Source organism: Modestobacter sp. SYSU DS0904, assembly GCF_054051115.1.
On sequence record NZ_JBJHAQ010000047.1, the window covers coordinates 1 to 21,529 of the forward strand.

Genomic DNA, 21,529 nt, shown 5'->3' on the forward strand with positions numbered 1-21,529 from the left:
CCCCCCCCCCCCCCCCCCCCCCCCCCCCCCCCCCCCCCCCCCCCCCCCCCCCCCCCCCCCCCCCCCCCCCCCGGCCCCCCACCCCCCCCCCCCGCCCCAAAGACGGCGGGAGGCGGCTACGAGCGGGCGCGGATCCAGTCGGGGAGGACGCCGGTCTCGAACACCCGGCGCCGCAGCGGGGCGAGCAGCTCCACCAGCCGCTGGGTGCCGTCGGCCCCCAGGTGCGCCCACCCCTCGGTGGCCAGGGCGTCGGTGGTCTCCTCGACCCGCCGGCGCAGCTCGGCGCCCGCATCGGTGAGCCCGCCGTCGTCGACGAGGCCGCGGTCCCGGCAGCGCTGCACGCCGGCGGCCCACTCCTCGTCGGTCCAGCCGCGGGTGGTGCGGACGAACTCCGTGCTGTTCGTGGCCAGCCCACCGGTGATCAGGGACTCCACCGGGTCCAGCCCAGCGGCCAGCAGCGCGCTGACGTGCCCGTCGCCGCGGTGCTCACGCACCAGCAGCGCCGCGTGCCACAGCTGCAGCAGCGGCTCGTCGGGCTCGTCGACCGACCGCCAGGCGGCGTACAGCGGCCGGCCCGCGGCGGTCAGCCCGGCGCACGCCTGCCGCGCCAGCTCGAGCGCCTCGGCGACGTCGGGCTCCCCCAGCGCGCCGTGCAACGCCGTCCGGACGCCGTCGACCCGCGCCGCCGCCCAGCGCTCGGGCGCAGCCGCCGCCCACACCCGGGGCACCACCCGCTCGACCAGGGACGGCGCGAAGACGTAGAACGTCGCCACCACCGGGGCGGGGCCGACCGGCCCGAGCGCCGAGGCTCGGGCGGCGAAGTAGCCGGCGCGGGCGCCGCGCACGCCCATCGCGTCGTAGGCGGCCTGCACCTCCGGGGCGAAGAACGCGACGACGTGCAGGGTCTCCAGCGAGCCCCACGCCTCCCGGGCCAGCTGCGGTGTCACCTGGGTCACGGTGCCCACCGTGGCAGACGGTGCCCACGCAGGTGAAGCTGGACGGCGTGATCGCGCGAGGTGCCCGTGCCTGAGGGCCACACCCTGTTCCGCCTGGCCACGGAGCAGTCCGAGCTGTTCACCGGCCGGCCGGTGCACGTCACCAGCCCGCAGGGCCGCTTCACCGCCGGCGCCGAGCTGGTCGACGGCCGGGTGCTCGACGAGGTGACCTCCTACGGCAAGCACCTGTTCGCCCGGTTCGGGCCGGACACCGTGCACGTGCACCTGGGCCTGTACGGGAAGTACACGACCGGCACCGGCGCCCCGCCGCCGGCGAGGGGCGCGCTGCGGATGCGCTGGGAGGGCGACGGCCCGGACGGCGCCGGGGTGTGGACCGACCTGCGCGGCGCCACCGTCTGCGAGGTGCTCACCGAGCCGGAGGTCGCCGCGGTCCTCGGCCGGCTCGGCCCCGACCCGCTGCGCCGGCGGTCCGACCCGGCGAAGGCGTTCGCCCGGATCAGCCGGTCCAGGACCCCCATCGGTGCGCTGCTGATGGACCAGGAGGTGCTCGCCGGCGTCGGCAACGTCTACCGCGCGGAGATCCTGTTCCGGCACCGGGTCAACCCGTTCCGGCTGGGCAGGGACGTCGACGCCGACACCTGGACGGCGATGTGGGCCGACCTGGTGAAGCTGATGCGGGCCGGCGTCCGCGAGGGGCGGATCGTCACCACCGAGCGGGCCGACCGGCAGCGCAGGCGCGGGCCGGCCGAGCTCGCCGACGCGCACTACGTCTACCGGCGCACCGGGCTGCCCTGCCGGATCGACGACACCGAGATCCGCACGCAGGAGATGGTCGGCCGCAACCTCTACTGGTGCCCCACCTGCCAGGCGGTCTGAGCGCTCACGCGCGGGCCCCGACCGGACGCCAGTCGTCGGGCGGGTCCTCCCCCACCCGGCCGTCGACCGCCTCGCGCAGCAGGTCGGCGTGCCCGGTGTGCCGGCCGTACTCCTCGAGCAGGTCGCACAGCAGCCGGCGCAGGCTGATCTGCCGGCCGTCGGGCCAGCCGGTGTGCACCAGCTGGTCCAGGCCACCGTCGGCCAGCGCCGCGGTCAGCCGCTCCCGGGAGCGGGTCACGGCGTCGTCCCACAGCGCGTAGAGCTCGGCCGGGGTGCCGTCGCCGGCGCAGGTCTCCGCCCAGCCCTCGGCGGTGTCCCAGCGGCTCGGGTCCCAGGGCGCGCCGATCGGCGCCCCGCTGAGCCGGTGGGTGGAGTACAGCTGCTCCACCGCCGCCAGGTGGGACAGCAGGCCGCCGAGGGTGAGCGTCGAGGCGCCGATCCGGGTGCGCAGCCCGGCGGCGTCGAGGCCGTCGGCCTTCCAGCGGAACGTGGTCCGCAGCCGGTCCAGCGAGCCGAGCAGGTGCTCGGGCTCGGTGCCGGCCATCGGCGGCACCCAGGGCGGGTCGTCGGTCATGCCGACACCCTGCACCCACGGCCCCGTCCAGAGGCTCGTCCCGAGCCTGCGAGGGATGAGGAGGACGGGGTCCTTCCTCAGACGGCGCCCTTGTCCGGGTCGCCGGCCGGCAGCGGCTGCAGCACCCGCACGTCCAGCGGCTGGGCCAGGTGGTCCGACACCGCCGCCATCAGCGTGCGCAGCGCCTCGCCCTGGCCGTGCCCGGCCATCGCCTCCTGGCTGGCCCAGCGCTCCACGAAGACGAAGCCCTGCTCGTCCTCCTGCACGGAGTACAGCTCGCAGCCGGGCTCGGTGTGCACCTGCGGGACGGCGGCCAGCAGCGCCTCCCGTACCGCGTCGCGGCTCTCGGGCTTGGGCACCACGGTGGCGACGATGACGAACGACACGCAGACCTCCAGGGGTCGTCGGGACGGCCGCGCCGAGTGATCTGGCGCACGGCCGCCGGGAGGACGACGATGCCAGACGTGGCCGAGCCGAGCGGGACCGGACCGCGCCCGCTGCGGGTGGCCGTGGTCGGCGCCGGCCCCGCGGGCATCTACGCCGCCGATGCGCTGGCCGGGCAGGACGAGGTCCCGGTCGCCGTCGACCTGCTCGACCGGCTGCCGACGCCGTTCGGGCTGGTCCGCCACGGGATCGCCCCGGACCACCGGAAGATGCGCGCGCTGCGCGAGACGCTGCACCACACCCTGGACCACGAGCGGGTGCGCTTCGTGGGCAACGTGGAGATCGGCGTCGACCTGTCGGTGACCGAGCTGCGCCGGCACGTGGACGCCGTCGTCTACACCTACGGCGCGGCCGGCGACCGCGGGCTGGGCGTGCCCGGGGAGGAGCTGCCCGGCAGCCTCGCCGCCACCGACGTCGTCGCCTGGTACTGCGGCCACCCCGACGCCGACCGGGCGCGGGTGGAACGGGCCGTGGCCGCGGCCCGCGACGTCGTCGTGGTGGGCGTGGGCAACGTGGCGCTGGACGTCGCCCGGGTGCTGGTCCGCTCCCCCGCCGAGCTGCACCCGACGGAGATGCCGCAGCACGTGCTCGACGCGCTGGCCACCGCCCCCGTCGAACGGGTGACCGTGCTGGGCCGCCGCGGCCCGGCGCAGGCCACCTTCACCACCCAGGAGCTGCGCGAGCTGGGGCACCTCGCCGCCGCCACCGTGCTCGTCGACCCCGCCGACCTCACCGACCCCGGCGACGACGCGCTGGCCGCCGGCGACCGGCACGTGGCCCGCAACCTCGCGGTGCTGCACGAGTACGCCGACCACGTGGCCGAGCCCGGCCGGCCCGTCGTCCGGCTGCGCTTCCACGCCCGCCCGGTGCGGCTGCTCGGCACCGAGCGGGTCACCGGGGTGGAGGTCGAGCGGACGACGGTGGACGCCGACGGGCGCGCCACCGGCACCGGCGAGCTGGACGTGGTCCCCGCCGACCTGGTGGTCCGCTCGGTGGGCTACCGCGGGCACCCGCTGGCCGGCCTGCCGCTGGACGGCGGCACCGTGCCGCACGAGGTGGGCCGGGTGCTGCGCGAGGGCAGACCAGGTGAGTACGCGGTCAGCCCGGGCGAGTACGTGGCCGGCTGGATCAAGCGCGGGCCGACCGGGGTGGTGGGGACCAACAAGCACGACGCCCGGGAGACGGTGGCGAGCCTGCTCGCCGACGCGGCGGAGGGGCGGCTGCGCACCGGCGGCGACCCCGACGACCTGGTGCGCACGCTGCAGGCGCGGGGCGCGCAGCCGGTGCTGCTGCCCGACTGGCGGGCGATCGATGCCGCTGAGGTCGCGCTCGGCGCCACCCGCGGGCGCGACCGCACCACGCTGCACGAGCGCGAGGCGCTGCTGGCCGCGGTCCGGGCGGCCGCCGCACGCTGACCGACCGCCCTCCACCGACCCGCGCGCGGCGCCGGTACGGCAGACTCGACGGCGTGACCGGTCCCACCACCGACCAGACGCCCGAGACCGACCCGGCGACCAAGCCCGCCACCACGACGATCTCCTTCGCCCGTGGCGCCCCGTCGACCGACATCGTCGACGTGCAGGGCCTCTCCGACGCCGCCGTCGCCGCCTTCGACGCCGACCCGGCCGGGATGACCGGCTACGGCACGGCGATCGGCTACGTGCCGCTGCGGAAGTGGATCGCCGAGCAGCACGGCGTGCCCGAGAGCCACGTGCTGGTCACCAACGGGTCGATGCAGGCCGACGCCTTCCTCTTCGACGAGCTGGTCACCCCGGGGGCGGCGGTGGTCACCGAGCGGCCCACCTACGACCGCACCCTGCTGGGGCTGAAGAACCGCGGCGGCGACCTGCACCTGGTCACGCTGGAGGAGGACGGCATCGCGGTCGACGAGATCGAGCAGCTGCTGCGCGACGGCGTCCGGCCGGTGTTCGCCCACGTCATCCCCAACTTCCAGAACCCGGCCGGCTACACGCTGTCGCTGGAGAAGCGGCGCCGGCTGCTGGAGCTGGCCCACGAGTTCGACTTCCTGGTCTTCGAGGACGACCCGTACGTCGACATCCGGTTCAGCGGTGAGCCACTGCCGCGGATGCTGGAGCTCGACGGCGGCGCCGACAGCACCCACGTGGTCTACGCCTGCTCGTTCTCCAAGACCGTCTGCCCGGGCATCCGGGTGGGGTACCTGGTCGGGCCGCCGGCGCTGATCGACCGGATCCGGGTGCGGGCCACCAACACCTACATCGCGCCGAACATGGTCGCCCAGGGCACGGTCTTCCAGTTCGTCACCGGGCCGCGCTACGCCGGTGCGCTGGAGACGGTGAAGAACGCGCTCGCCGAGCGGGTCGGGCTGCTGGACCAGGCGCTGCGCACCCACCTGCCGCAGGCCACCTTCCGCCGCCCCGAGGGCGGCTACTTCCTGTGGGTGTCGCTGCCGGCCGGCGAGGGCCACGACGTCGCCCGGATCTCGGCCGAGGCGGCCGCCCGCGGGGTGGCGATCGTGCCGGGCACCGACTTCCTGCTCGAGGGCGGGGAGAACGCGTTCCGGCTGGCCTTCTCCGCCGTCCAGCCCGGCGACGTCGACGAGGGCGTGCGCCGCCTGGCCGCGGCCGTCGAGGCCGCCCGCTCCTGAGCACCGTGGGGGGGGGGGGGGGGGGGGGGGGCGGGGGCCCGCCCCCCCCCCCCCCCCCCCCCCCCCCCCCGCGCCCAGGTGTGCGCCCAGCAGGAGCGGGCCGCCGAGCTGCTCGCCGCGGCCGGCTGGCGGGTCGCCCTGGCCCGGGCCGACGCCGGCGTCGACCAGCTGTGGCGCTCCCTGGGCGCCCCGGCCGCGCAGGTGCCGGCATGACCCGCCCCGCGCCGTCGGCCCCCGCCGCGGCCCCCGAGGGGCCGGGCACCGCGCTGGCCGCCACGGTCGCCGTCGCGCTGGGCAGCCTGGCGCTCGCGCCGGTGTTCGCCACCCCGGGCTGGCTGCCCCCGGTGCTGCTCGTCGTCCTCACGGTGGGGCTGGGTGGGGTGGCGCTGCGCGCCGGGGCCGGGCGGCTGCCCGACCCGGTGGCCCGCCGGGTGCGACCGCTGGTGCCACTGGGCCAGCTGGCCCTGGTGCTGGCCGCGCTCACCGTCGTCTTCGCGCCGGACGGGGCGTGGGCCGGGGTGGTGCCGACCACGGCCAGCGTGCAGGAGCTGGCCGGCCTGCTCGCCGACGGCACCGAGGAGATCCGCGAGCAGGCGACGCCGGCGCTGCCGCTGACCGGGCTGGTCGCGCTCACCGCCGTCTTCGTGGCGCTGGTCGCCCTCGCCGTCGACCTGCTCGCCGTCCCGGCCCGGCAGCCGGCGCTGGGCGGCCTGGGGCTGCTGGTCCTCTACTGCGTGCCGGTCAGCACGATCACCGGCGACGTCGCACTCGTCGCGTTCCTCGGCCCGGCCATCGGGTTCGCCCTGCTGCTGTGGGCCGACCAGCGCGCCCGGCTGACCACCGGCACGCGGGCGGGCAGCGGCTCACCGCTGGGCACCGGCACCGTGCCGGCCCTGCGCACCGGCGCGGTCGCGCTGGTCCTCGGGGTGCTGCTGTCGGCCGTCGTGCCCACGCTCGGCGAGGGCTCGCTGGCCGCGCGGTACGGCACCGGCGGCAACGGCACCGGCACCGCGCTGGACCCGGTGGCCGAGATGCGCGGGCAGCTCAGCCGCCCCGAGCCGGTCGACCTGCTCAGCGTGCGGGCCGACGGCGACCTGGGGTACCTGCGCTCGGTGGTGCTCGACCGGTTCACCGCGGAGGGGTGGCAGCGGAGCAACGCCGACAGCCAGCGCTCCGTCGCCGGCGACGCCTCGCTCGCGCCGCTGCCCGACGGCGTGGCCAGCCAGCAGGTGACCGCGCGGATCTCCGCCGTCGGCCACGACGACCAGTTCCTCCCGGTGCCCTACGCGCCGCAGGCGGTGGACGTGGCCGGCGACGACGACGGCGCCTGGCGGTTCGACCGCGCCGGGCGCACCGTCTTCGGCCGGGGCACCACCACCGCGGGCCTCAGCTACGTGGTCACCGCCGACCGGCCGGAGCCGAGGGTGGCCGACCTGGCGGCGGCACCGGCGGCCGAGCCCGGCAGCGACGGCATCGACCGCTACCTCGAGCTGCCCGAGCTGGACCCGAGCGTCACCGCCCTGGTCACCCAGCTGACCTCACCGGACCAGTCCCCCTACGAGCGGGTGCGGGCGGTGCTCGGCCACCTGACCGACCGGGGCAACGGGTTCGTCTACAGCCTCTCCACCCAGCCGGGCACCTCCGGGGACGACCTCGCCGACTTCCTGGAGCGCAAGCGCGGCTACTGCGAGCAGTACGCCGGGGCGATGGCGGTGCTGGTCCGCGCCGCGGGCGTGCCGTCGCGGGTGGTGCTCGGCTACACCCGCGGTGCGGAGCAGCCTAACGGCGCCCGGGTGATCACCAGCCACGACGCGCACGCCTGGGTGGAGGCCTACTTCCCCGGGCAGGGCTGGATCCCCTTCGACCCGACGCCGATCGAGGCCGACCGCGCGGCGGAGCTGCCGTGGGCGCCGCGGGCCGACGCGGTGGCCGAGCAGCGCACCGCCCCGGCCGCGCCGAACGCGCCGCTGCCGGTCCCGGCCGGGCCGACCGCCGAGCTGGACCGGGACGACCAGTACGTGCCGCTGCCCACGGCCGAGGCAGCGGCACCGTCGCGGGCACCCTGGCTGGCGGGCGTGGCCGGCCTGCTGCTGGTGGCGGCGCTGGCAGCGTTGCCGGGGCTGGCCCGCCACCGCCAGCGGCTGGCCCGGCTGGCGGACGGCCGGCCGGCGGCGCTGTGGGACGAGCTGCTGGCCACCGCCACCGACCTGGGGGTGCCGGTGACCGGTACCGCCACGACCCGGCAGCTGGCCCGGCAGGTCACCGAGCAGGTGGCCGGCCCCGGCGGGACGGACCGGGACGGGGCGGGCGCCGGCACGGTCGAGGCCCTGCGGGTGCTGACCCTGGCCGAGGAACGGGCCGTCTACGGGCCCCCCGCGGCCGGGGCGGCCGACCCCGAGCTGCGCGCCGCACTGGGCACCGTGCGGCAGGCACTGGTGCACAGCGTGGGACGGCGGCAGCGGATGGCGGCGACGGTCTGGCCGGCGTCCACCCTGGCCGACGCCGGTCGCTGGGTGGCCGACCGCGGCCCGCGCCGCCCCCGCTCGGCCTGACCGGTCGGCCGGCGCGGGCGCTCGCTACCGTCGTCCCGGCCGGCGGGCTCGCCGGCCCACCCCCACCCCCGGAGTGCCTCGTGCGCGAGATCGCCGTCTTCGCCGGCAGTGCCCATCCCGAGCTGGCCGAGGAGATGTGCGCCCAGCTGGGTGTGCCGCTGCAGCCGGTGCGGCTGACCCGGTTCGCCAACGACTGCCTCGAGGTGCAGCTGCAGGCCAACTGCCGGGAGCGCGACGTCTTCCTGGTGCAGCCGCTGGTGACGCCGGTGCAGGAGAACCTGGTCGAGCTGCTGCTGATGATCGACGCCGCGCGCGGGGCGTCCGCGGCCCGGATCACCGTGGTCATGCCGCACTACGCCTACGCCCGGTCGGACAAGAAGGACGCGCCACGGATCTCGATCGGCGGCCGGCTGATCGCCGACCTGCTGGTGGCCGCCGGCGCGAGCCGGGTGCTGGCGATGACGCTGCACTCCCCGCAGGTGCACGGGTTCTTCAGCGTGCCGGTCGACCACCTGCACGCCCTGCGGGAGCTGGCCGACCACTTCCGGTCCCTGGACCTGTCCCGCACCACGGTGGTCTCACCGGACCTGGGCAACGCCAAGGAGGCAGCGGCGTTCGCCCGCCGGCTCGGCGTACCGGTGGCCGCCGGAGCCAAGCAGCGGTTCGCCGACGACCGGGTGAGCATCAGCGCGGTGATCGGCGACGTCGCCGGCCGGGACGTGATCGTGCTCGACGACGAGATCGCCAAGGGCAGCACCGTGCTGGAGCTGATCGACCGGCTGCGGGACGCCGGGGCCCGGTCGATCCGGGTGGCGTGCACGCACGGGTTGTTCGCCGCGGGGGCGCTGGAGCGGATCGGCGCCCAGCCGGACGTGCTGGAGATCGTCTGCACCAACACCGTGCCGGTACCCGCCGGGGAGTCGGCGAAGCTGACCGTGCTGTCGGTCGCGCCGGCGCTGGCCCAGGCGGTGCAGCGCATCCACGACGGCGAGTCGGTCAGCGCGCTGTTCGACACCGTGCTCCCGACCAACACCGTGCTCCCGACCAGCTGACCCCGCCGCCCAGCGGACACCGCACGGCCGCTGGCCGACCGGCACCGGAGTCAACGCAGCCGCCGTCCCGGGGGACGGCGGCTGCGCTGGACGTCGGGGGGTCCGCTGCGACGGCTACTGGTCGTAGCGGCGGCGGAAGCGCTCCTCGAGACGGTTCTTCAGCGGCTGACGAGCGGACTTCCCGGGCTTGCCGGGCTTGCCGCTGGCGGCCGTGGCGCCCCGGGAACCGGTCGGGGCCGGACCGGCCTCGACGGCGCCCGTGGCGGCCTTGTAGTTCAGCACGCCGAGAGCGGCTCCGCCGAAGGCGATGAGGGAGCCCAGGACGCCGACGATGACATTGGGCAGCGCCACACCGCTGACCATGACGGCCAGGCCGACGACGACGAGCAGAGCGCCCAGCTGGACCTTGCGGCGGGCCTTCTGCCGGCGGTCACCGGTACGAACGGTCGAGGCGAACTTCGGATCGTCGTCGACGAGGGCGCGCTCGATCTGCTCCAGCAGACGCTGCTCGTGCTCGGAGAGCGGCACGTCGACACCTCCAGGTGCGCAGTACACAACCCACTGGCGACAGTCCGCCGTGGTGGTTCCGAGGATACGAGCCGTTTGCGGGGTGCGAAAGGCGAGCGGCTCCCGACACACCCGGGAGGGCGGTGATCCGCCTCCCGGGGTGGGCCCGGAGGGGTCAGCGGGGCGCCCCCGGAGGCTGCCGCGCCCCCTCCCCCCGCGCCCCTCCCCCCGGCGCCGCCCGGCGTGGGGCCGGCCGCTCGCCGGGCGCGCGGGTGCGGCCGAGCAGGGTCGCCGGGCGGACGGCGCCGGCGCCGAAACGCCGGGCGGCCCGGTCGGCGGCCAGCTCGGCGTCCCGCCGGCCGTGCTCGCGGGCACCGAGCTCCAGCTGTCGAGCGGTCGCGTCGGCGGCCACCAGCCGCTCGGCCCGCACGCCCACCAGCCGGATCCGGGCCCGGTCGAGCCCGAGGGCGTCGAACAGCGCCCGGGCGGTGTCGTAGAGCTCCTGCCCGACGTCGGTGGGGACCTCCAGCGTGCGCGACCGGGTGATCGTGGTGAAGTCGGCGAAGCGCACCTTGAGGGTGACGGTGCGGGTCAGGTGCCCGGTCGAGCGCAGCCGCCCCGCCGTCCGCTCGGCCAGGTGCAGCAGCTCCCGGTGGACCACCGCGGGGTCGTCGACGTCGGTGCCGAAGGTCTCCTCGGCCCCGGTGGACCGGTCGGGCTCGTCGGGCACCACCCGGCGGGGGTCACGCCCCCAGGCCAGCTCGTGCAGGTGCGCCCCGGCCGCCTGCCCCACCGCGCGCTGCAGGGTGCGCGCCGGCACGTGCGCCAGGTCACCGACGGTGCGCAGCCCCAGCCGCAGCAGCACCTCCTCGGTCTTGGCGCCGACGCCCCACAGCGCCCCGACCGGGAGGGGGTGCAGGAACTCCATGACCTCGGCCGGGCGGACCACCAGCAGCCCGTCGGGCTTGGACCGGGTGGAGGCGAGCTTGGCGACGAACTTGCTCCCGGCCACCCCCACCGAGCAGGTGATGCCCTGCTCGTCGTGGACCCGGGCGCGGAGGTGCTCCCCGATCGCCACCGGGTCGCCCAGCCGCCGGCCCGCGCCGGAGACGTCCAGGAACGCCTCGTCCAGGCTCAGCGGCTCGACCAGCGGGGTGATCGACCGGAACAGCGCCATCACCGAGCGGGAGACCTCGGCGTAGAGGGCCAGGTCGCCGGGGAGCACGGTGGCGGTCGGGCACAGCCGCAGCGCCCGGGACGTCGGCATGGCGCTGTGCACCCCGTACGCCCGTGCCTCGTAGGTGGCCGAGGTGACCACCCCGCGGTTGCCGGCCCCGCCGACGATCACCGGCGTGCCGGCCAGCTCGGGGTGCCGGCGCACCTCCACGCTGGCGAAGAAGGCGTCCATGTCGACGTGCAGCACCGTGCAGCCGGCAGCCCGATCGGACACTCGTGACACCTCTCCCCGCGCACACCCCGGCACCCGCTCGACGGCCGCCTTCCCCGCGACCGTCGAACAGGCGTTCGAACGAAGGGATCGTAACCGGCGCCCGCCCGGTGGGCCCGCCGCTCCAGGTGTGGCGAGTCGATCTTCGCGGTAGAACTGGCCCGGGGCCGTCGACCGACGGCCGCGACTCGACGATCGGAGGAGCCATGGCGCTCGACGACGAGGACATGACCAGCACCGAGGGCCCGGCCGACTCCGGAGCCGGTGAGGGCACGCCTGGCCAGCACGACGGCGGCGCGGACGGCGGTGCCGACGGTGGCGCGGGTCACGACGGCGGTGCCGATGGTGGCGCCGACGGCGGCGCCGACGGCGGCGCGGACGGCGGTGCCGACGGCGGCGCGGACGGCGGTGCCGACAGCGGCGCCGAGGGCCCGGCCGACTCGGGTGCCGCGGACGGCGGCGCCGCGGGCGTGCACGACGGCGGCGCGGACGGCTCGGCCTGACCGTGCCCGACCCTGAACTGCAGGACCGGGCGCCGTCCTCCCCCGTGGAGGGCGGCGCCCGCCCCTGGGCGGAGGGCGGTACCCGTCCCGCGCTGCGCCGCTGCATCGCGGTCGACCCCGGGACGTTCGCCGCCGAGCACTGGTCGCGCCGCCCGCTGCTCTCCACCGCCGCCGAGCTCGGCGGCACCTTCACCGACCTGCTCAGCCTCGACACGGTCGACGAGCTGCTGAGCACCCGCGGCCTGCGCACCCCGTTCCTGCGGATCGCCAAGGACGGCGCGGTCGTCGACCCGAAGCGCTTCACCAGCCCCCAGGGCGCCGGCGCCGAGGTGGCCGACCAGGTCTCCTCCGACGCGGTGCTGCGGCTGTTCGCCGACGGGTCCACCGTTGTGCTGCAGGGCCTGCACCGGCTCTGGCCGCCGCTGATCGCCTTCGCCGGCCAGCTCGCCGCCGACCTCGGCCACCCCACCCAGGTCAACGCCTACGTCACCCCGCCGTCCTCGCGCGGGTTCTCCCCGCACTACGACGTGCACGACGTCTTCGTGCTTCAGGTCGCCGGGGAGAAGCACTGGACCATCCACGAGCCGGTGGTCACCGACCCGCTGCGCACCCACCCCTGGACCGACCGCGCCACCGAGGTGGCCGCCGCGGCCGAGCGCCCCCCGGTGATCGACGCCGTGCTGCGTCCCGGCGACGCCCTCTACCTGCCCCGCGGCTGGCTGCACTCCGCGGTCGCGCTCGGCGAGATCAGCGCCCACCTGACCATCGGGATCCACCCCGTGACCCGGTGGGGCGCGGTCGAGTCGGCGCTGGACCTGGTGCGCACCCTCGCCGCCGACGACCCCGCGCTGCGCGGCTCGCTCCCCCTCGGCGTCGACCTGGCCGACCCCGGGGCGACCGCCGACGACGTCACCGCGGTGCTGGCCGGTCTGCACCGCTGGCTCGACACCGTCGACCCGGCCGCCGTCGCCGACGCGCTGCGCGCCCGCACCTGGGCGCAGGTGCGTCCGGCGCCGGTCTCGCCGCTGGCCCAGTCGGCCGCCGTGGCGGCGCTGGACGGCGACACGGTGCTGCGGGTGCGCCCCCTGCTGCGGGCCCAGCTGCGCGAGCCGGTGGGCGACCGGGTGGCGCTGGTCGCCGGCCGGCGCACCCACGACCTGCCGGCGAGCACCCACCCCGCGCTGGCCGCGCTGCTGGCCGCAGGCGAGCTCAAGGTCGGCGACCTGCCCGGGCTGGACCCCGCCGACCAGCTCACCCTGGCCCGCCGGCTGGTGACCGAGTCGATCGCGGTCGTCCCCGATGCCCGGGCCGGGGCGCCCGCGCGCGCCACCGGGCACGATGGGGGGCATGGCGTCGTCGGTGGGTGAGCAGCCCGCCGCCCCCCGTCCGGCCGGCCGGCTCGACGACGCCCGCTGCTCGGTGCAGGCGCTGCTGCGCGGCGACGCACCGACGGCCACCGCGCCACCGGCCCGGCGCTGGCTGCTGGTGGAGCAGCCCGGGCCCTGGGGGCGCGACGCGCTGCTGGAGTCCCGGTTCGACCAGGTGGTGGCCCCGCAGCTGGCGGCCCGGGCCCGCGAGGCCGGCGTCCGCGTGCAGCTGGTGCGCCGGCCCGGCGGGCGGCTGGCCGACACCGGCCGCCGGTGGGCGCTGGCCGACACCACCCCGGGGGTGGAGACGGTGTGGTGGGCGACCCGGGAGACCGACGCCGAACTGCTGGAGGTGCCCTGGGACGGCTCGGTCGGGGAGCCGACCGACGTCCCCACGTACCTGGTGTGCGCCCACGGCTCGCACGATGCGTGCTGCGCTGTCCGGGGCCGGCCGCTCACCCAGGGCCTGACCGCCGCGGGGGCGGCGGAGGTCTGGGAGACCAGCCACCTCGGCGGGGACCGGTTCGCCGCCAACGTGCTGGTGCTGCCCACCGGGCACGTCTACGGGCAGGTGCCCGCCGACGGCGTCGAGCTGGTGGCCGCCCACGCCCGCGGCGAGGTGGCGCTGCCGTGGCTGCGCGGCCGGTCGGGCTGGGCGCCGCCGGTGCAGGCCGCCCAGCAGCACGCCCGGGCCGAGCTCGGGTTGCTCGGCGTCGGCGACCTGCCGCTGGTGCGCATGACCCACCTGCCCTCCCCGGGCGAGGGGGTGGAGCGCTGGGCGGTGACGCTGGGCGCGCCGGACGGCGACGTGCTGGTCACCATCGAGAGCCGCCGTTCGGCGGTGGCCGCGCTGACCACCTGCCGGGCGCTGCGGCCGGTGCACTGGCGCACCTGGCACCCGCTCTCGCTGCAGGCGCCCGCCCCGGCCGGCCCCGCCTGACCGCGCGGCTCAGCGCAGCGCGCGCCCGCGGGCGGCCAGCAGCGGGATCGCCAGCTCCGCCGAGGTGAGCGAGCCGTGGTAGGCGGCCAACAGCGCGGCGTGCGGGGGCTCGGTCGCCCCGGCGGGGAACGCCCAGGTGCCCCGGGCGAGGACGACGACGTCGCCGATGCGCTCGATGACCGCCGGGTCGACCGGGCCGAACACCCCGGCAGCGGCGGCCTCCTCCCGGCCGGCCACCCAGGCGCGCTCGCCGAGCACCTCCCGCCAGGTGGTCAGCACGTCGTCGGCGGCGCCGGGCTCGGTGTGCACGTAGCGGGCCCGCGGCTCGCCGGTGAGCAGCCGGACGCCGTCGGTGAGCGCCGGCTCCTCGGTGACGTCGAGCCGGGTGTCACCGGGGACGTCGACCATGCCGTGGTCGGCGGTGACCAGCAGGACGGCGTCGTCGGGCAGACCGGCGGCCAGCTGCTCCACCACCCCGTCGACGACGGCGAGCTGGGCCCGCCAGCTGGGTGAGTCGACCCCGCGGACGTGCCCGGTGAGGTCGAGCTCGGCGGTGTAGGCGTAGACCAGGCTGGGCTCCCCGGCGGCGAGCGCCCCGTGCACCAGCGCCACCAGGTCGCCGGGGCTGTAGGCCGGTGTGTAGTCCGCCCCCCGGTAGGCCGCCCGGGTGAGCCCGGAGCCGGCGAAGGAGTGCGGGCCGATCGCGGTGCAGCTGACCCCGGCGGCGGTGGCCTGCTCGAAGACGGTGGGCCGGGACTGCCACTGCCGCGGGTCGGGGTCGTCCTTCCACTGCACGTGGTTGAGCGTGCGGCCGGTGCCGGGCACCTCGGTGACGAAGCCCAGCACCCCGTGGCTCCCCGGCGGCAGCCCGGTGCCCAGGGTGGTGAGGCTGACCGGGGTGGTGCTGGGGCAGGGCGCGGAGAGCACCCCGGCGGGGGTGCCGAGGGCGTTGAGCACCGGCGCGGTGTCGGGGTGGGCGGCGACCAGCTCGGCCCCGAGGCCGTCGACCAGCAGGACGACGACCCGGCGGGCGCCGTCGAGGGCCTCGGTGAGCCGCAGCGGGTCGCCGGGCAGGTCACCGCGCTGCACCGGGACGCCCAGCGCGGTCGCCACGCTGGGCAGGACGTCGGCGAGGGTGGCGCTGCCGTAGGCCGGGACGGCGAGGTCCGGGGGCAGGCTCATCGCACGGCGCTGCGGCTCAGCTGGTGGCGGGTCGCGCGGCGAGCACGTGCAGGCCGGTGGCGACGTCGCGGTAGGGGGAGGCGCCGGACAGGGCGAGCTCGAGGGCGCGGACGGCGTCCGGGGCAGCGCCGGAGGAGGCCTCCAGCAGGTCGGCGACGACGGAGACCCCGCGCCACTCCCCCGGCTGCAGGCCGGCGCCGGCGACGAGGGCGAGCAGCTGCTCGGGGGCGAAGCGCCGGCGGGCCGGGCCGCCGCGGGCCGGTGTGGGGTCCCGGTCGGCGAGCAGCTCACGGGCCTCGGCCGGGTGTCCGCCGACCGCGCGGGCGAGCACCGCACCAGCGCGGTTGGCCGCGGCGAGGGACAGCGTACCGCCGGGCCGGAGCACCGCGGCGATCTGGCCGAGGGTGCTGGCCGGGTCGTCGACCACCTCGAGCACGAAGTGGCAGAGGACCAGATCGAAGCCGGGGGCCGTCGGGCCGTCCGCGGTGACCGGGGGCATCCGGTCGGCGTCGCCCTGGAGCCCGCGCACCCGCTCGCCGACCCCGGCGGTGTCGGCCCGCCGGTGCAGGGTGGCGAGCGCGTCGGCGCTGGGATCGACGACGGTGACGGTGTGCCCCAGCTGGGCGAGCGGCACGGCGAACATGCCACTGCCCCCGCCGACGTCGAGGACCTGCAGCGGGCGGCCGGCGCTGACGACCGGGTCCAGCGCCGCCCAGACGGCCGCCGTCCGGGCGGGGGCCGGGGTCGGCGCGGCGGAGGAGGTGGGCGGCACGTGCGGAGCCTAGTGCGGGTCGGCCGACGCCACAGCTGGACGGGACACTGCACCGGGCGGGGGACGCTGCGCCCGGCTCGAGGGGGCGCCCACCCGCGGGTCGGCGCCCCCTCGCCAGATCAGTCGCCGGTCTCGGTGACCCCGAACATGAGCACGCGCCGCTGGACGTCGTAGTGGACCGTCTCGGTGTTGGCCAGCAGGTCCTGCAGGTTGTCGGCGTCGTCCGGGTCGAGGGTGAGGACCTCCTCCCAGGCGCCCTGGTCGAGCACGAGCTGCAACGTGTACGTGCCGGGCTTCCCCGGCTCGCCGGCAGTCCAGCTGAACTGGTAGTGGCTCAGCTGGCGGACCTGGATGGTGTTGTCGTTGACGGGCTGCGGGACCTCGGGCATGAGCTTGCCTCTCGACGATGGAATCGACCGGGCACCGAACCCGACCTGCGGACCGTGCTACCCGTCCGCCGCCGTCGCCACGCGCGGTGCGCGGTTCCTCGGGCCGCCGGCCGACGGGACCAGCGGGGCGCAGGTGACTGTTGGGGCAGGCGTCATCTCCGGTTCGCGCGCCTGCCGGGCGGCCGGCAGCGCCCTTCCCTACCGTCCCGCCATGCCGAGCTACCGACTGATGAACGGGTACGGGTACCCGACCGACACGTTCACCGCGGACTGCGACGAGACCGCCACGGTCTTCGCGATGTCCCGGGCGGAGGACTACCCGCGGCCCGAGCCCCGTTTCGGCGGCCGCCGCGACTTCCAGGTGCACCGCCAGGACGGCGAGCGCTGGCGCCTGCTGCGGGCCTGGGCGCCCGCCTGAGGAAAGACCCGGCGCGGCCCCACCGGCCCCACCGCAGGGACCCGCCGCGAGCGTGCGAGTGGCGGGGGGCGGTGGGGTCCTTCCTCAGTGCCCCGAGCTGCCGGGGCTGGAGTGCCACAGCTTCCGCGGCGGCGCGGCCGCTGCCCGGCGGGCCGCGGTCGCGGCGTCGTCGCCGGCCGGCTTGATGTCGGCGTAGGGCGACATCCGGAACCCGGTGGGGTGCACCAGCACCGGGCGCACCACCACCGGCCGCGAGCCGTGCGAGGCCGCCGCCCCGGCGATCGCCTGCTCGGTGTACTCCCCCGGCGCGGCCGTCAGCTCCGCCACCGCGGCCAGCCCGCCGGCCTCCCAGGCCTCGTGCAGCGCGGGGAGATCCCAGGCCCCGGTGGCGCGCAGCGAGACACCGCGCGGGCCGGTGCGCCGCAGCACCCCGCGGACCACCAGCAGCCACGAGTGGAAGACCGTGGCGGCGTAGGGGCCCTGGGCGTCCTCGAAGAAGGTCGAGTCCGCGCACCCAGTGCCGTCGTCGAGCGTCACGAACACCACCCGCCGGCCGGACCGGATCGGCGGGGTCTGGGTGGCCACCTTCACCCCGGCCACCAGCACCTCCGAGCCGCTCCGGCAGCCCAGCAGCTCCCCGGCCGGGACCGCCCCGAGCGCGGCGAGGAACGGCCGGTAGAAGTCGACGACGTGCCGGCTGGCGTCCAGCCCCAGCACCTCCAGCTCGGCGCGCACCCGCTCGGCGTCGGTGAACTCCGGCAGCCCGGAGGGGACGAAGTCCGGCAGTCCGTCGTCCCCGCCGTCACCGGCCGTCTCCTCGCTCCCGCCCGCCGTGCTCCCGCCCGCCGTGTTCCCGCCTGCCATGGCCTCCAGCCCGAACAGGTCGAGCCCCAGCTGGCCGGTGCTGCCGGCCTTCCGGCCGCTGCGGCTCCACCGGTCCAGCTCGCCGATCTGCAGCAGCAGGTCGCGGCGGGTCAGCTGCTGGCGCCGGCGGGCCGGGCGGCCGCCCTCGCTGTCGCGCACCCCGAAGCCGTAGACCGAGTCGAAGCCCCCGGCGAGGACCAGCCGCTCCACCACCGGCCGGGACACCCCCGCCCGGGTCCAGAAGTCGGCCAGCGAGCGGTACGGCTGCCCGGCGACGATCCGGCGCACCTCGTCGTCGTTGATGCCCTTGACGTCGGCCAGCGACAGCCGGATGCCGTACCGGCCCGGCGCGGGCATCGACGCCGGCATCCAGCCGGGGCGGGACCCCACCCGCTCCGGCTCCTCGCCCACCGGCTCGACCCGCTCGACCCGGTAGGTGCCGGCCGAGGCGTTCACGTCCAGCCCCAGCACCTGCACCCCGAAGTTGCGGGCGTCGTCGAGGATCAGCCGCTTGGGGTACATGCCCGGGTCGTGCGTGAGCACCCCGGCCAGGAACGCCGCGGTGTGGTGGGTCTTCAACCAGGCCGACTGGTAGGTGGGCAGCGCGAACGCCGCGGCGTGCGCCTTGCAGAACCCGAAGGAGCCGAAGGCGACCAGCACCTCCCACACCTGCTCGACCACCGCGACGGGGAACCCCTCGTCGAGGGCGCGCGGGGCGAACCAGGCCTTCACCTCCGGGTGGGCGTCGCGCTCCCCCAGGGCCCGGCGCACCTCGTCGGCCTCGGCCAGCGAGCAGCCGGTCATCGCCGCGACGATCATCAGCACCTGCTCGTGGAAGACCACCACCCCGGCGGTCTGCTCCAGCGCCGGCTTCAGCGCGGGGTGCAGGTACTCCGGGTCGCGCCAGCCGTTCCGGGCCAGCAGGAACGGGGTGACCATGTCGCTCTTCACCGGGCCCGGCCGGAACAGCGAGATGTCGATGATGAGGTCCTCGAAGGTGGTCGGTGCGAACTTGCCGACCAGCTCCCGCTGCCCGGGTGACTCGATCTGGAACATCCCCAGCGTCCGGGTGCTGCGGATCAGCTCGAAGGTGGTCGGGTCGTCGCGTGGGACGGCGTCGATGTCGACCTGCTGCCCGTCGACCCGGGCCACCTCGTCCATCGCGTGGGCGATCGCCGACTGCATCCGGATGCCCAGCAGGTCGAGCTTGAGCAGCCCGAGCTCCTCGACGTCGTCCTTGTCGAACTGGCTCATCGGGTAGCCGAGGTAGCTGCTCTCCACCGGGGTGCGGTCCAGCAGCGTGGCGTCGGACAGCAGCACCCCGCACGGGTGCAGGGCGATGTGCCGGGGCAGCCCGTCGAGCCGGGCGACCAGGTCGAAGAGCAGGTCGAGATCACCGCTGCCGCCGGATCGTCTCGACCCCAGCCGGCTGGCCCGCAGCTCCGGCAGGTCGCGCAGGGCCGCGTGCACCTGGTCGGCCCGGATGTGCGGGAACGCCTTGGCCACCACGTCGATCTCGGCCGGGGGCAGCCCGAGGGCCGCCCCGACGTCGCGGATGGCGTGCCGCACCCGGTAGGTGTCCATCATCGAGATGCAGCTGACCCGGTCGGCGCCGAAGCGCGCGATCACCGCGTCGTAGACCTCCATCCGCCGGGCGGACTCCACGTCGATGTCGATGTCGGGCAGCTGGTGGCGCAGCGGGGAGAGGAAGCGCTCCATCAGCAGGCCGTAGCGGATCGGGTCGACGTCGGAGATGCCCAGCAGGTAGGTGACCAGACTGCCGGCGCCCGAGCCCCGGGCCGCCGCCCGCACCCGCAGCTCCTTGATCAGGGTGACCACGTCGGCGACGGTGAGGAAGTACGAGGGGTAGCCGAGGGAGTCGATCACCGCCAGCTCCTCCTCCAGCCGCTCACGGACCGCGGCGGTGGGGGTCAACGCCCGCCGGCTGAAGCCGGCCTCGCACCGGGCGCGCAGCACCGCCGAGGGGCCCATCCCCCGCTCGGCGGCGGTGGTGACCACGTCGAGCTCGGGGTAGCGGACGCTGCCGATGCCCAGATCGGCGCGGACGTCGACGGCGCACTGCTCGGCGACCCGGGCCGTGGTCTCCAGCAGCCGCAGCGCGGCGTCGCGGTCGGGCCCGGCCAGCTCGGCGGCGAGCTCGGCCATCTCCTTGCCCGACTTCAGGTACCCCTCGGCGGTCCGCCGGTCGACGTGCCGCTCCCCCAGCGGGACCAGCCGGCGGGCGGCGTCCAGGACGTCGGCGGTGGGGGCGTCGAGCGCGTCGACGTAGCGCACCGCGTTGGTGAGCACCGCGGGCACGCCGGTCTCGGCCGCCAGCCGCAGCATCGCCTGGGCGCGGGCCCGGTCGCCCCGGCCGCGGTGGTGCACGACCTCGAGGACCAGCCGGGCCCCGTCGTCGCCACGGCCGAACACCGACCGCCAGGCGGCCAGCCGGGCGTGGGCGAGGTCGACGTCGCCGGCGGCCAGGGCCCGGCCCACCGACGAGTCGGGGCCCAGCACCGCCAGCAGACCGGGCGCGTGCTCCCCGGCCAGCGCCAGCGAGCTGACCGGCTCACCCCGGGTGCCCCCCAGGTGGGTGGCGCTGGTCAGCCGGCACAGCGAACGCCAGCCGGCGCCGTCGCGGGCCAGGAAGGTGACCCGGGGCAGCCGGGGGTCGACGGCGGCCCCGCCGCGGGCCGGCGACCGGCGGCCGGCGGGGTGGTGCGCCCGGCGCAGCTCCGCCGAGCGGACCCGCCCGGTCTCCCCCGGTTCACCGCCGGCGACGGGGTCGACGGCGAGGTCGACCCCGAACAGCGGCCGGATGCCGGCCGACCGGCAGGCCAGCGCGAACTTGACCGCGCCGTAGAGGCCGTCGCGGTCGGTCAGCGCGAGCGCCCCCATGCCGTGCTCGGCGGCCCGGGCCACCAGGTCGGCCGGGTGGTTGGCGCCGTGGCGCATCGAGCACCCGGAGGCGACGTGCAGGTGGACGAAGGGGTCGCCGCTCACGGGCGGGGCCGCCCGGCCGGCCGGCGGCCGTCACCCGGGCGGGTGCGCGCCGGCGCCGGTGGCGGGGTGCGGCTGATCGTCGACTCGACCACCCGCAGGAAGGTGGCGACGTCCCGGACCAGGTCGTCGGCCTCCCGCTCGGTGACCGCAGAGGACAGCCCGGCCTCGGCCGCGGCCCGCTTGCCCGCGCCGGCGGCGAAGAACGCCGCCCACTCGGCCAGCTCGGGTGCCACCTGGCTGATCAGCACCCACGCACTGCGCGGCCGGCGCCGGCCGCTCTCCGGCTGGGTGCGGGCGGCCAGCAGCGCCGCGGCACCGCGCAACGCGGCCAGGTGGGCGGTGGCGTACCGCCAGCCGGCCTCCGGTGCCGCCGCGGCCTCGGCGAGCCCGCGGTGGGCCTGGCCGAGCAGCTGCGCCGCGGCCACCGGCAGCGCCGGCGGCAACGGCAGCTGGCCCTGGACCGGGCGGTCCCGGCCGGAGCGGTCCGCGGACGGGGAGGACGGCGTGGTGGACACCGGGGTGAGGACCCGCGCGGCCATCAGTCGTGCACCCGCACGAGCAGCCACTGGTTGACCGTCGGCTCCCAGGACAGGTCGAACACCCCGGCGAAGCTCATCCGGGACCGGCCGGCCCGGACCGCCTCCACCCGCCACACCTGGCGGGTGGCCACCAGCTCCGCCGACGCACCACCCTGCCCGGTGCCGGTCTGCCACCAGGGGGAGGTCTCCACCCAGGAGTCGAGCAGCTCCCCCACCACGTACCGGGTCTCGCCGCGCCAGAACTGCGCCGGCCCCTCGGCTCCCCGCTCGACCTGGACCTCTTCACCGACGTGGCCACCGGCCCCGACGAGCACTCGGCTCATGACAGACTCCCGCACTCTCGCCCCCACCGGCCGCGCACCTGCCCGGCGGGGAAGCGCCCCGGAGGGCGCCGGACGGGGTGCACGATCCGGTGTTCGAACAGGTGTTCGAACACTGCTGAGTAGACCGGACCGGCCGGGGGGCGTCAAGCCGACGCGGGCGTGTCCCGACCGTGTCGTTACAGCCACTGCACT

The 21,529-nt window shown here is 76.8% G+C and carries 21 protein-coding genes; 10 read left to right on the top strand and 11 right to left on the bottom strand.

What is annotated here, in order from left to right; all coding sequences use genetic code 11:
* Window positions 1–116: 116 nt before the first annotated feature.
* Window positions 117–956 (bottom strand): SCO6745 family protein, encoded by an 840-nt coding sequence (locus tag ACI79U_RS19575; RefSeq protein ID WP_457065095.1) that lies wholly within the window; start codon window positions 954–956, stop codon window positions 117–119.
* A gap of 66 nt (window positions 957–1,022) precedes the next feature.
* Here ACI79U_RS19575 and ACI79U_RS19580 point away from each other — a divergent pair, with 66 nt between their 5' ends.
* On the top strand, window positions 1,023–1,832 hold the full coding sequence (locus tag ACI79U_RS19580; protein ID WP_457065094.1) for an Fpg/Nei family DNA glycosylase: 810 nt from the start codon (window positions 1,023–1,025) through the stop codon (window positions 1,830–1,832).
* 4 nt (window positions 1,833–1,836) lie between these two features.
* On the opposite strand, the gene ACI79U_RS19585 is transcribed toward ACI79U_RS19580, so the two are convergent.
* Both ACI79U_RS19585 and ACI79U_RS19590 read right to left on the bottom strand, forming a co-directional pair.
* Window positions 1,837–2,406 carry a mycothiol transferase gene (locus tag ACI79U_RS19585; RefSeq protein WP_457065092.1) on the bottom strand — a complete coding sequence of 190 codons (570 nt, stop codon included), beginning with the start codon at window positions 2,404–2,406 and terminating at the stop codon, window positions 1,837–1,839.
* Window positions 2,407–2,483: 77 nt separating this feature from the next.
* A complete protein-coding gene (locus ACI79U_RS19590; protein WP_457065090.1) occupies window positions 2,484–2,792 on the bottom strand; it encodes a putative quinol monooxygenase in 309 nt (102 codons plus the stop codon).
* Between the two features lie 78 nt (window positions 2,793–2,870).
* Between ACI79U_RS19590 and ACI79U_RS19595 the strand changes: the two genes are divergently transcribed.
* The 5 genes from ACI79U_RS19595 to ACI79U_RS19615 all read left to right on the top strand — a co-directional run bounded on the left by ACI79U_RS19595 (window position 2,871) and on the right by ACI79U_RS19615 (window position 9,080).
* Window positions 2,871–4,265 (top strand): NADP oxidoreductase, encoded by a 1,395-nt coding sequence (locus ACI79U_RS19595; protein WP_457065088.1) that lies wholly within the window; start codon window positions 2,871–2,873, stop codon window positions 4,263–4,265.
* Between the two features lie 53 nt (window positions 4,266–4,318).
* A complete protein-coding gene (locus ACI79U_RS19600; RefSeq protein WP_457065086.1) occupies window positions 4,319–5,476 on the top strand; it encodes an aminotransferase-like domain-containing protein in 1,158 nt (385 codons plus the stop codon).
* Between the two features lie 78 nt (window positions 5,477–5,554).
* A complete protein-coding gene (locus tag ACI79U_RS19605; RefSeq protein WP_457070379.1) occupies window positions 5,555–5,689 on the top strand; it encodes a hypothetical protein in 135 nt (44 codons plus the stop codon).
* Entirely contained in the window at window positions 5,686–8,028 is a 2,343-nt protein-coding gene (locus ACI79U_RS19610; RefSeq protein ID WP_457070377.1) for a transglutaminase family protein, read from the top strand. Before ACI79U_RS19605 ends, ACI79U_RS19610 begins: the two co-directional genes overlap by 4 nt.
* 80 nt (window positions 8,029–8,108) lie before the next feature.
* Window positions 8,109–9,080: a ribose-phosphate diphosphokinase gene (locus ACI79U_RS19615; RefSeq protein ID WP_457070375.1), complete on the top strand. Its 972-nt coding sequence runs from the start codon at window positions 8,109–8,111 to the stop codon at window positions 9,078–9,080.
* 114 nt (window positions 9,081–9,194) lie between these two features.
* Here ACI79U_RS19615 and ACI79U_RS19620 read toward each other — a convergent pair whose 3' ends face one another.
* Together ACI79U_RS19620 and dinB are read right to left on the bottom strand one after the other, a co-directional pair.
* The gene (locus ACI79U_RS19620; RefSeq protein ID WP_457070373.1) at window positions 9,195–9,608 is read right to left on the bottom strand and encodes a DUF3040 domain-containing protein; all 414 of its coding nucleotides are present in this window, start codon (window positions 9,606–9,608) and stop codon (window positions 9,195–9,197) included.
* Between the two features lie 154 nt (window positions 9,609–9,762).
* Window positions 9,763–11,037 (bottom strand): DNA polymerase IV, encoded by a 1,275-nt coding sequence (gene dinB, locus ACI79U_RS19625; RefSeq protein ID WP_457070371.1) that lies wholly within the window; start codon window positions 11,035–11,037, stop codon window positions 9,763–9,765.
* Window positions 11,038–11,240: 203 nt separating this feature from the next.
* On the opposite strand from dinB, the gene ACI79U_RS19630 reads away from it, so the two are divergent.
* Genes ACI79U_RS19630 through ACI79U_RS19640 form a run of 3 tightly spaced genes read left to right on the top strand, consistent with a single transcriptional unit; the run spans window position 11,241 to window position 13,844 of the window.
* Window positions 11,241–11,537, top strand: a complete 297-nt coding sequence (locus ACI79U_RS19630) for a BatC protein (RefSeq protein WP_457070370.1) — start codon at window positions 11,241–11,243, stop codon at window positions 11,535–11,537.
* Window positions 11,538–11,539: 2 nt separating this feature from the next.
* Window positions 11,540–12,904 carry a cupin domain-containing protein gene (locus ACI79U_RS19635; protein WP_457070368.1) on the top strand — a complete coding sequence of 455 codons (1,365 nt, stop codon included), beginning with the start codon at window positions 11,540–11,542 and terminating at the stop codon, window positions 12,902–12,904.
* On the top strand, window positions 12,885–13,844 hold the full coding sequence (locus ACI79U_RS19640; RefSeq protein ID WP_457070366.1) for a sucrase ferredoxin: 960 nt from the start codon (window positions 12,885–12,887) through the stop codon (window positions 13,842–13,844). The genes ACI79U_RS19635 and ACI79U_RS19640 overlap by 20 nt, the downstream gene beginning before the upstream one ends.
* 9 nt (window positions 13,845–13,853) lie before the next feature.
* Here the strand turns inward: ACI79U_RS19640 and ACI79U_RS19645 are convergent, their stop codons facing one another.
* The 3 genes from ACI79U_RS19645 to ACI79U_RS19655 form a co-directional block, all read right to left on the bottom strand.
* Window positions 13,854–15,026: an alkaline phosphatase family protein gene (locus tag ACI79U_RS19645; RefSeq protein ID WP_457070364.1), complete on the bottom strand. Its 1,173-nt coding sequence runs from the start codon at window positions 15,024–15,026 to the stop codon at window positions 13,854–13,856.
* Between the two features lie 16 nt (window positions 15,027–15,042).
* On the bottom strand, window positions 15,043–15,798 hold the full coding sequence (locus ACI79U_RS19650; RefSeq protein ID WP_457070362.1) for a methyltransferase domain-containing protein: 756 nt from the start codon (window positions 15,796–15,798) through the stop codon (window positions 15,043–15,045).
* A gap of 119 nt (window positions 15,799–15,917) precedes the next feature.
* A complete protein-coding gene (locus ACI79U_RS19655) occupies window positions 15,918–16,187 on the bottom strand; it encodes a hypothetical protein (RefSeq protein ID WP_457070360.1) in 270 nt (89 codons plus the stop codon).
* Between the two features lie 211 nt (window positions 16,188–16,398).
* Here ACI79U_RS19655 and ACI79U_RS19660 point away from each other — a divergent pair, with 211 nt between their 5' ends.
* A complete protein-coding gene (locus ACI79U_RS19660; RefSeq protein WP_457070358.1) occupies window positions 16,399–16,605 on the top strand; it encodes a hypothetical protein in 207 nt (68 codons plus the stop codon).
* Between the two features lie 84 nt (window positions 16,606–16,689).
* Here the strand turns inward: ACI79U_RS19660 and ACI79U_RS19665 are convergent, their stop codons facing one another.
* Genes ACI79U_RS19665 through ACI79U_RS19675 form a run of 3 tightly spaced genes read right to left on the bottom strand, consistent with a single transcriptional unit; the run spans window position 16,690 to window position 21,337 of the window.
* Window positions 16,690–20,427: a DNA polymerase III subunit alpha gene (locus tag ACI79U_RS19665; protein WP_457070433.1), complete on the bottom strand. Its 3,738-nt coding sequence runs from the start codon at window positions 20,425–20,427 to the stop codon at window positions 16,690–16,692.
* Window positions 20,428–20,471: 44 nt separating this feature from the next.
* Window positions 20,472–21,014, bottom strand: coding sequence for an SAV_6107 family HEPN domain-containing protein (locus ACI79U_RS19670; RefSeq protein WP_457070356.1), 543 nt, complete (start codon window positions 21,012–21,014; stop codon window positions 20,472–20,474).
* Window positions 21,014–21,337, bottom strand: coding sequence for a DUF6504 family protein (locus ACI79U_RS19675; protein WP_457070354.1), 324 nt, complete (start codon window positions 21,335–21,337; stop codon window positions 21,014–21,016). Before ACI79U_RS19675 ends, ACI79U_RS19670 begins: the two co-directional genes overlap by 1 nt.
* Between the last annotated feature and the right edge of the window lie 192 nt (window positions 21,338–21,529).

What these genes read in the sequence shown, in the direction of transcription:
- ACI79U_RS19645 (WP_457070364.1), bottom strand. Translation starts at nt 15,026, where the DNA reads ATGAGCCTGCCCCCGGACCTCGCCGTCCCGGCCTACGGCAGCGCCACC.
- ACI79U_RS19675 (WP_457070354.1), bottom strand. Translation starts at nt 21,337, where the DNA reads ATGAGCCGAGTGCTCGTCGGGGCCGGTGGCCACGTCGGTGAAGAGGTC.
- ACI79U_RS19610 (WP_457070377.1), top strand. Translation starts at nt 5,686, where the DNA reads ATGACCCGCCCCGCGCCGTCGGCCCCCGCCGCGGCCCCCGAGGGGCCG.
- ACI79U_RS19640 (WP_457070366.1), top strand. Translation starts at nt 12,885, where the DNA reads ATGGCGTCGTCGGTGGGTGAGCAGCCCGCCGCCCCCCGTCCGGCCGGC.
- ACI79U_RS19660 (WP_457070358.1), top strand. Translation starts at nt 16,399, where the DNA reads ATGCCGAGCTACCGACTGATGAACGGGTACGGGTACCCGACCGACACG.
- ACI79U_RS19630 (WP_457070370.1), top strand. Translation starts at nt 11,241, where the DNA reads ATGGCGCTCGACGACGAGGACATGACCAGCACCGAGGGCCCGGCCGAC.
- ACI79U_RS19655 (WP_457070360.1), bottom strand. Translation starts at nt 16,187, where the DNA reads ATGCCCGAGGTCCCGCAGCCCGTCAACGACAACACCATCCAGGTCCGC.
- ACI79U_RS19665 (WP_457070433.1), bottom strand. Translation starts at nt 20,427, where the DNA reads ATGCGCCACGGCGCCAACCACCCGGCCGACCTGGTGGCCCGGGCCGCC.
- ACI79U_RS19670 (WP_457070356.1), bottom strand. Translation starts at nt 21,014, where the DNA reads ATGGCCGCGCGGGTCCTCACCCCGGTGTCCACCACGCCGTCCTCCCCG.
- ACI79U_RS19585 (WP_457065092.1), bottom strand. Translation starts at nt 2,406, where the DNA reads ATGACCGACGACCCGCCCTGGGTGCCGCCGATGGCCGGCACCGAGCCC.